The organism is Paracoccus aestuariivivens (assembly GCF_009711225.1).
Lineage (GTDB): Bacteria > Pseudomonadota > Alphaproteobacteria > Rhodobacterales > Rhodobacteraceae > Paracoccus > Paracoccus aestuariivivens.
Genome location: NZ_WMIE01000025.1, coordinates 26,050 through 34,516, shown reverse-complemented (window position 1 = coordinate 34,516; position 8,467 = coordinate 26,050). Strand labels below are relative to the sequence as shown.

General features: G+C 62.6%; 6 protein-coding genes. 2 read left to right on the top strand and 4 right to left on the bottom strand.

Features of this window, described 5'->3' with window-relative positions:
• Nucleotides 1-540 precede the first annotated feature (540 nt).
• From GL286_RS20325 to GL286_RS20315, 3 genes are all read right to left on the bottom strand, one after another.
• Nucleotides 541-3,180: a DNA translocase FtsK gene (locus GL286_RS20325; protein WP_155097400.1), complete on the bottom strand. Its 2,640-nt coding sequence runs from the start codon at nt 3,178-3,180 to the stop codon at nt 541-543.
• A 4-nt stretch (nt 3,181-3,184) separates the two neighbouring features.
• Entirely contained in the window at nt 3,185-4,378 is a 1,194-nt protein-coding gene (locus GL286_RS20320) for an aminotransferase class I/II-fold pyridoxal phosphate-dependent enzyme (RefSeq protein WP_155097399.1), read from the bottom strand.
• Between the two features lie 125 nt (nt 4,379-4,503).
• Nucleotides 4,504-5,829, bottom strand: a complete 1,326-nt coding sequence (locus GL286_RS20315; RefSeq protein WP_155097404.1) for an amidase — start codon at nt 5,827-5,829, stop codon at nt 4,504-4,506.
• A gap of 125 nt (nt 5,830-5,954) precedes the next feature.
• On the opposite strand from GL286_RS20315, the gene GL286_RS20310 reads away from it, so the two are divergent.
• Both GL286_RS20310 and GL286_RS20305 read left to right on the top strand, forming a co-directional pair.
• Nucleotides 5,955-7,178, top strand: coding sequence for a UbiH/UbiF/VisC/COQ6 family ubiquinone biosynthesis hydroxylase (locus tag GL286_RS20310; RefSeq protein WP_155097398.1), 1,224 nt, complete (start codon nt 5,955-5,957; stop codon nt 7,176-7,178).
• A 93-nt stretch (nt 7,179-7,271) separates the two neighbouring features.
• A complete protein-coding gene (locus GL286_RS20305) occupies nt 7,272-7,847 on the top strand; it encodes a LolA family protein (protein WP_155097397.1) in 576 nt (191 codons plus the stop codon).
• A 39-nt stretch (nt 7,848-7,886) separates the two neighbouring features.
• On the opposite strand, the gene GL286_RS20300 is transcribed toward GL286_RS20305, so the two are convergent.
• The gene (locus tag GL286_RS20300; RefSeq protein WP_155097396.1) at nt 7,887-8,465 is read right to left on the bottom strand and encodes a transglycosylase SLT domain-containing protein; all 579 of its coding nucleotides are present in this window, start codon (nt 8,463-8,465) and stop codon (nt 7,887-7,889) included.
• Between the last annotated feature and the right edge of the window lie 2 nt (nt 8,466-8,467).

Here is an 8,467-nt window from a genome sequence, read left to right as displayed (position 1 = left end):
GGGCTTCATCGGCGACCGGAAATTGCAGGGTTTCTCGCCAAAGCATACGAAACCCTGCAATTCAAAGCGAATGAAGCCTAAGGTTGATCACCCAAAATCAATGCGTCGGGAGGTGTTCAGAGCGGACAACTGAGATCTGTCCTGCCGCGCGTGTCGCGGCAGGACTTAGAATCTGGTCGGCCATAGGGCGCGTTTTCTGACCTTCGAAGCAGGGCCATGGAACCGGTGGGGCGCCTGTCGTACCGGATGGTCTGGATCGTTTTCACGGTTCTGCCGCCGAACCGGCTACATCGTCGGTCTCGCCAGATATTTGTCGTGGGGCTCGGGCCGGTGTCGGTGTCTGGATGAGCCTCATCTCGATGCAGAAATCTGCGCAGCAGCGTGGGCGCCGAAATCAGGCAGGTCCGGAAAATTCCAATGGTGGGATCGTAAAGAAAAAAGTGGGCCGCGTTGTCTTGCCGCTGGCCCACTTCGTTTTCCTTGCTCTTGGCGGCGGAAGTTAGTCCGGCCGTTTCGGTCAGAAGTTCCGCGCGCCCTCGATCAGACCTCGGGGACAAGGACCTCGCGCTTGCCGACATGGTTTGCCGGAGTGACGACGCCCTGCTCCTCCATCTGCTCGACGAGGCGGGCGGCCTTGTTGTAGCCGATGGCCAGCTTGCGCTGGATATAGCTGGTCGAGCATTTGCGGTCCTTGGCGACGATGGCCACGGCCAGATCGTAAAGCTCGGCATCGCCGCCCTCGCCCGAGGAAAGGCCCAGAACCTGATCGATGCTGTCGGCACGATCCTCGTCCGGTCCCTCGACGACGCCCGACATGTAGCTGGGCGGGCCGAAGGATTTGAGGTGGTTCACGACCTCCTCGACCTCTTCATCCGAGACGAAGGGACCGTGGATACGGGTGATTTTCGAGCCGCCCGCCATGTAAAGCATGTCGCCCATGCCCAGAAGCTGTTCGGCCCCCTGTTCGCCAAGGATGGTGCGGCTGTCGATCTTCGACGTGACCTGGAAAGAAATCCGGGTCGGGAAGTTCGCCTTGATCGTGCCGGTGATGACATCGACCGAGGGGCGCTGCGTCGCCATGATGATATGGATGCCCGATGCCCGCGCCATCTGGGCGAGGCGCTGGATGCAGGCCTCGATTTCCTTGCCCGCGACCATCATCAGATCGGCCATCTCATCGACGATGACGACGATATAGGGGAAGGTTTCGGGCTGGAACTCCTCGGTCTCGAAGATCGGTTCGCCGGTATCCTCGTCAAAGCCGGTCTGGACGGTGCGCTTGAACATCTCGTCCTTGGAGAGTGCCTCGCGGACGCGGCCATTATAGCCCTCGATATTGCGCACGCCCATCTTGGACATCTTGCGATAGCGTTCCTCCATCTCGCCGACGACCCATTTCAGCGCGACGACGGCCTTTTTCGGATCGGTGACGACGGGGGAGAGCAGATGCGGGATGCCGTCATAGACCGACAGTTCCAGCATCTTGGGGTCGATCATAATGAGGCGGCATTCCTCGGGGGTGAGCTTGTAGAGCAGGCTCAGGATCATGGTGTTGATTGCGACCGATTTGCCCGAGCCGGTGGTCCCCGCGATCAGGAGGTGGGGCATCTTGGCAAGATTCGCGACGATCGGGCCGCCGCCGATATCCTTGCCAAGCGCCAAGGGCAGCGGCTGCGTGCCGTCGACATAGCTTGGCGCGGCCAGAATCTCGCGCAAGACGACCTTTTCGCGGCGCACATTCGGCAATTCGATCCCGATGACCGAGCGGCCCGGCACGGTCGAGACGCGGGCGGACAGGGCCGACATCGAACGCGCGATGTCGTCGGCCAGACCGATCACGCGGCTGGCTTTCAAGCCCGGAGCGGGCTCAAGTTCATATAGCGTGACGACGGGGCCGGGGCGGACGTCGGTGATCTGACCTTTGACGCCATAATCGTCCAGAACCTCTTCGAGCATACGGGCATTCTCGGCCAATTGCTCGGGCGGCAACTGGTGGCGGTCCACGGTCGAAGCAGCAGCCAGAAGCGACAAAGGCGGATGCTCGTACTGGCTGGCCGCAGGCTGGGGCGCCGGACGGGGGGAGGGCTTGCGCGGCTGAAGCGGATTGCGGGATTGCTCGCTTGCCATCACAGGCATGGGGGCAAGGGCGTCCTCGTCGTCATCCTCGTCTTCGATAGCGGGGGACGGTTCGCTGCGGTTGCCGTTGAGGCGGGCGGTCACGGCCGACAGAACCGATTGTTTTTCAGCGGGACGTTCCGAGCGTTGGCGCAGGACGTCGGTGATGCGGGCCGAGATCTCGTCGTTCGAGGGGGCCTCGGCGTCTTCGTCGTAATGCGTTTCCGGATCGACCAGTTCGGGCTCGAACTCGTCACGATGGGCGTGGGACGGCGCGGGCCGACGGGTGGGCGGTATGGGTTGCGTATGGATACGCGGCCCCGAAGCAGGCAATTCGGCCGATCCGGCCTGTGCCACGCGTGCGCGGCGGGCATGGGTACGGCTGCGATATTCGCGTGCCGCCCCCGAGGACATCCGGATAGCTTTGTCCATTGCTTGCAGGAACAACAGTTTCGCCGTCACAAGCCCGTCGCGAAGATAGCGCAGGCCAACCCCCAGTTCGGCACGGTCAAAGCCCAGCCCGAATGAAACCAGCGCGACCGTGCCTGCCGCCAGCAGGACAGCAAGGATCTTGATCGCGACCGACGCCTTGAGCGGCATCAGCGACAGAAGGAACCCCATGACCAGATCGCCCGCCTCACCGCCAAGGCCGAAACCGTGCGGCCATTCCGGCGGTGGCGTGATCGAGGCGGTGTAGCCACAGAACAGGAAGACGGCGATCGCGAGCGAAATGACGCGGATCACCCGATCGGGGTGGCGGTGCAGCATGAAACGCAGCCCCCATGCCACCGATCCGATCGGCAGGAACCACGCACCCCGCCCGACCATCGTCATCAGCACGGATGCGAGCGAGGCTCCGGGCCGGCCCAGAAGGTTCTGCGCCGGTTCGTCCGTCGCGGACAGGAAGCTCGGATCGTCCGGAGAATAGCTGACGAGCATCATCGCGATCAGGACGCCCAACGCCACGAGGACCGCACCCAGTAGTTCATTTCCGCGGCGCTTCAATGCCGCCTGGGTGGATTGGTCGAAGAGCGGATCGCGTTGTTTCGCCTGCCAGCTCGCCATGCAATTAACCCCCTTGGTATAAACAGTTCTTCAATCTTTTCAGTGCAGCCTCGGTCGGGTCGACGGGATCGACCAGAGCGACGCGGATATAATCGCGGCCCGGATTGCCTTCGGCGGTGTCACGGGACAGGTAGGCTCCGGGCAGAACCTGAATTCCGGCCTCGGACCATAATTTCTTGGCGGCATCCTCGCCGGTGCCGACTTGTTCGGGAACACGCAGCCACAGGAAAAAGCCGCCTTCAGGGGACTGGTAGCCCGGCATATTGCCAAGGATCCGGTCAGCGACGGCGTATTTCGCGTGGTAAAGTGCGCGATTTTCTTCGACATGGGTCTCGTCGGCCCAAGCGGCGGTGCTGACGCGTTGGACCGGAAGCGGCAATGGCGCACCGGAATAGCTGCGCAGGCGGCGGAGTTGCGCAATCTGCGCCTGCCCGCCCGCTGCAAATCCGGACCGCAAGCCCGGCAAGTTCGAGCGTTTCGACAGCGAATTGAACATCACCACACGGTCGGCCAACCCCATACGGGTCGCCACCGCCAATGCTCCGGCAGGTGGGGCATCGCGCCAGATTTCGGAATAGCATTCGTCCGAGAAGATCAGGAAGTCATGGCGCTCGGCCAAGGCGACCAGCTTCTCGAGATAATCCTCGGAGGCGACCGCGCCCTGCGGGTTTGCTGGCGAGCAAAGATAGGTGATCGCGACGCGGTCCAGAATTTCCGGCGCGACCTGATCGAATTGCGGCATGAAGCCGGTTTCGGCAGTGGCCGGAACAAAGACGGGTTCCGCGCCAACAGCGGCGGCGGCAACGGCATAGACCTGATAGAAGGGATTCGGGATCAGGATGGCGGCTTGCGTACCGTTCTTTTGCTCGGGGCACAGTGCCAACGCGGCGTTGAACAGGCCTTCGCGAGTGCCGTTGACGGTTGTGATGCGTGCGGGCTCGACCTCGATGCCGTGGCGGCGACCGATCCAGCCCGAAATCGCGGCCAGAAGTTCAGGCACGCCTTCGTTCGAGGGATACTTGCCGAATTCGTGGATGCTTTCCGCCATGATCCGACCGGTGAATTCCGGAACGGCGTGGCGCGGTTCGCCAATCGTCATCACGACGGGATTCGCCGCTGGCGAAATTCCCGCAAGCAGCGTCCGCAGGCGCGGAAACGCGTATTCCGGCAGGTTCGAGAACCGCTCGGGTAGTGCCATGACTGCCTCTCAATCGGGGTCGTGCCGCCCCGTATTCCAGAAAGGATACCGGCAAAGCCCCTTTGCGTCTAGAGTTTCGGGCCAAAGCCCAAGGTTTCGCGGGACATTCCCGCAACTTGTAGCAACTAGTTCAGTGCGGCCTCGGCGGTCGCTGCGGCAACCAGCAAGGCAAGATCCTGACCTGCTTGTCCCATCATCATCAGCCCGCAGGCGGGATGGCCGGTGGGCAGGCTGATCGCGGGCAGACCCAGCAGATTGCCGATGCGGGTATTGCGTAGCGTCAGCAGGTTTTCGGTGGTGAAGTAGTCCGGCTCGTTCAGCAGGCGCTGCGTGTCGGGCGGCAAAATGGGCGAGGTCGGCAGGATCACCGCGTCATAGCCAGCAACGAATCTGGCCCATTCGGCGCGCAGACGGTTGAGATTTTCCCAACCGGCAACGTAATCCGCCGCGCTCGCCTCACGCCCGCCGCGGAAACGTTCGAGAATCGGCGGGTACATCAGTTCGGGTGCGGCCTCGATCTGGTCGCGCCAGATGCCATAGGCCTCGGGGGCGAATAGCAGGGGGGCCAAGGCCATGGCCTCTGTCACGCAGGTCGGCGCGGCATGGGTGATCTTGGCTCCGGCAGCGGCAAGCCGCTTGACCGCGTCTTCGAAAGCCGCCACCGGACCCTCGCGCGCGTCGTCGAAAGGAACGCCGTCCAGCACCATCAGGCGCAGCGGACGGGAGGCGGCGCCGGTCAGGTCGGGCGCGGGTTGGCGCGACAACACGGCAAAGATCTCGGCGCAGTCTTCGACCTTGCGGGCAAGGGGGCCTGCGACATCGAAGCGATTGCACAGCGGAACGACACCTTGGCCGCTGACCGCACCATGGGTCGGTTTGAAGCCGACAATTCCGTTCCATGCCGCCGGCACACGAATCGACCCCCCCGTATCCGAGCCGATCGCCGCGGCAGCCAGTCCCAGCGCGACCGAAACCGCCGCCCCCGAACTGGAGCCACCCGGAGCCAGCGCCGGATCGAAGCTGTTGGGCGGCGTGCGGGTCATCGGGTTCAGGCCCAGACCCGAGAAAGCAAGCTCGGTCATATGGGTCTTGCCAAGGCAGACCATGCCTTGCAGCGTGGCCTCGGCCAGTATTGCTGCGTCCTGCGACGGCACACGACCTGCCAGCAGGCGCGAGCCCGCTTCGGTCGCGATCTTGGCGCTGTCGATATTGTCCTTCCAGCTGATCGCCACACCGTCCAGCAGACTGCGGCGCAGACCGGCTTTGGCGCGGTCATGGGCGGCAACCGCTTCGGCACGGGCACGACCGGCAGACAGGCGGGCATAAATGCTGTTGCCATAGGGATGGCGCGTGGCGGCGTCGAGATAGGCCTCGGTCTGTTCGACAGGGCTGATCAGTCCGGCAAGAATCGCCCGTCCCTGCTCTGCCGCCGATGCCTTCAGCCAGTCCATAGCCATGACCAAATCCCCTTCCTGATCCAAGGAACACAGGCTAACCACCCGTGCCTTGCACCGCAATGGCGCGTAAACCGAATGCCGCATGGACAATACCCGTGGCGAGGGCATAGTGCGAAGCCATGAGCAAGGATTTCGATATCGTAATTGCGGGCGGCGGGCTGAACGGTCCGGCCCTGGCATTGGCCTTGGCCGATGCGGGCCTGAAGGTCGCGGTCGTGGACAACCGACCCGCCGATGCCCGTTCGGGTGATGCGTTCGACGGGCGGGCCTATGCGCTGGCCTTGGCCTCGCAACGGTTGCTGGGGGCGCTTGGCCTGTGGCGCGGCTTGGCCGACAAGGCCCAGCCCATATTGAAGGTCGAGGCGACGCAGGGCGTGGCGGGCCACGGTGCGGGTCCGTTCGGCCTGCATTTCGATGGTGCCGAGATCGAGGAAGGCCGTCTTGGCTATATGCTTGAGGATCGCTTCCTATACCGCGCATTGCTGGCGGGAATGCGGGACAAAGTCTCGCACCTGTCCGGATTGTCGGTGGTCGGACAAGAGCCGGGCCCAACGGGCGTTTCCGTTGCGCTGTCGGATGGGCGAAAGCTGGACGCAAGCCTGCTGATCGGCGCGGATGGCCGTCGCTCCGGCGTGGCCGAACGTGCGGGAATCAAGCGGTTCGGCCATGATTACGGCCAGATCGCGCTGGTGGCGGCGGTCGATCACGAATTACCGCATCATGGTACAGCACATCAGTTTTTCATGCCGTCCGGACCGCTGGCGATCCTGCCCTTGCCCGGAAATCGCAGTTCGATTGTCTGGTCGGAGACGGCGGACGATGCCCGCGCCATCCTCGAGCTTGCGGACGCGGATTTCCTTGAGGTTCTACGCCCTCGCTTCGGCGATTTCCTTGGCGAGATCAGCCTCGCGGGGCCGCGATTCTCGTATCCGCTGAACCTGACGCTGGCTGAACGCTATGTCGGTCCGCGCATCGCCCTGATCGGAGACGCCGCGCATGGTGTGCATCCGATTGCCGGACAGGGGTTGAACCTTGGTTTGCGTGATGTGGCGGCAATGGCGGAGGTCATCGTTGCCGCCCGCCGTCGCGGCGAGGATATCGGAACCGATCCCGTTCTGGCCCGCTATCAGGAATGGCGCAGACCCGATGCGACGACGCTTGCGCTTGGGATGGATGGCGTGAACGCTTTGTTTTCCAACAAGAACCCTGTTCTACGCGCTGCGCGGGAATTGGGAATGGGTTTGGTCGATGCGTTGCCTCCGCTGCGGCGTGGTTTCATGCGGCAGGCGGCAGGGCTGCGGCTTGACCCGATGCCGCGGCTGCTGACGGGGCAAAAGCTCTGACGGGAACGGTCACGACCTCGCGAGCGTTCCCGCCCTGCACGTCCAAGCGAACGTGAATGTGCAATGCATTGGAGATACGGTAGCATTCGGACCATGAACATAAGATCGCTCGCCCTCGCACCCGTCCTCGCCCTTGCCATGGCTTTTCCGGCCATGGCCGAGAAAATTCCGCTGAACGAGATCTCGCGCTATCTCAACAGCCTCAAGACCGCGCAGGCGGCTTTCACGCAGGTCAATGCCGATGGCAGCATCTCGACCGGCACGCTGTATATCCACCGGCCGAACCGCGTGAGATTCGAATACAAGGGCAACAAGAATCTGGTGCTGGCCTCGGCCGGACAGGTTGCTGTCTATGATGGAAAATCGCGCGGCGGGCCGCAGCAATATCCGCTGTCGAAGACGCCGCTTTCGCTGATCCTTGCGCCGAACATCAATCTGGGCAAAGCCAAAATGGTGACGGGCTATGCCGAGAAGAAAAACACCACTGTCGTGACGGCACAGGATCCGGCGCATCCCGAATACGGAAATATCCAGATGGTGTTCACCGCCAACCCGACGCAATTGCGTCAATGGGTGGTCAAGGATGACGCTGGAAAGCGCACGACCGTTATTCTGGGCGAGATGAAGACCGGCGTTTCGATTCCGCCGTCGAAATTCGCGATCAAGTAAGTGCTGGCCCGCCGTCTTGCGGCGGGCGCGGCTTTCCGATCAGCGGCAGGCGGTCAACTGCATCCGGTAAAGTTCGGAACGGGCGCTGACCTTGTTCGAGACGCTCATCAGCGAAGGCTTGCCGCGATGCGAGCCATTGGCGAAACCTGCCCGCCCCTCATGATAGGCAAGATATTGCGAGGCAGCATCCTGCTTCGATATCCCTAGAATGCGCGTCGAATTGTGCATGTACCAACCCATAAAGTCGGTCGCGTCGCGGATATCATCGCGGCGTGCGCTGCGGTTGCCGGTTTCCTTGCGATAGTCGTCCCACGTCCCGTCCAGCGCCTGACTATAGCCGTAAGCCGAGCTTTGCCGACCCATTGGGATAATCCCGAGCGCGTAACGATGCGGGGTCTTGGCATCGCCGATGAATTTAGATTCCTGATGGATCGTGGCCATCTGGACATAAACCGGAATACCCCAGCGCCTCTCGGTCGCTTTCATGGCGCGCATATAGGCGGGCCGCTCGGCGGCCAGATGGCAGGCATTTTCAAGATTTCGGGGCGCTTTGTAATTTCCTCCGCCGCCGCAAGAGGCGACCAGCCCGACGATCGCGAGCTTCAGAAACCTGTTCATAC

What these genes read in the sequence shown, in the direction of transcription:
- GL286_RS20325 (WP_155097400.1), bottom strand. Translation starts at nt 3,180, where the DNA reads ATGGCGAGCTGGCAGGCGAAACAACGCGATCCGCTCTTCGACCAATCC.
- GL286_RS20305 (WP_155097397.1), top strand. Translation starts at nt 7,272, where the DNA reads ATGAACATAAGATCGCTCGCCCTCGCACCCGTCCTCGCCCTTGCCATG.
- GL286_RS20315 (WP_155097404.1), bottom strand. Translation starts at nt 5,829, where the DNA reads ATGGACTGGCTGAAGGCATCGGCGGCAGAGCAGGGACGGGCGATTCTT.
- GL286_RS20300 (WP_155097396.1), bottom strand. Translation starts at nt 8,465, where the DNA reads ATGAACAGGTTTCTGAAGCTCGCGATCGTCGGGCTGGTCGCCTCTTGC.
- GL286_RS20310 (WP_155097398.1), top strand. Translation starts at nt 5,955, where the DNA reads ATGAGCAAGGATTTCGATATCGTAATTGCGGGCGGCGGGCTGAACGGT.
- GL286_RS20320 (WP_155097399.1), bottom strand. Translation starts at nt 4,378, where the DNA reads ATGGCACTACCCGAGCGGTTCTCGAACCTGCCGGAATACGCGTTTCCG.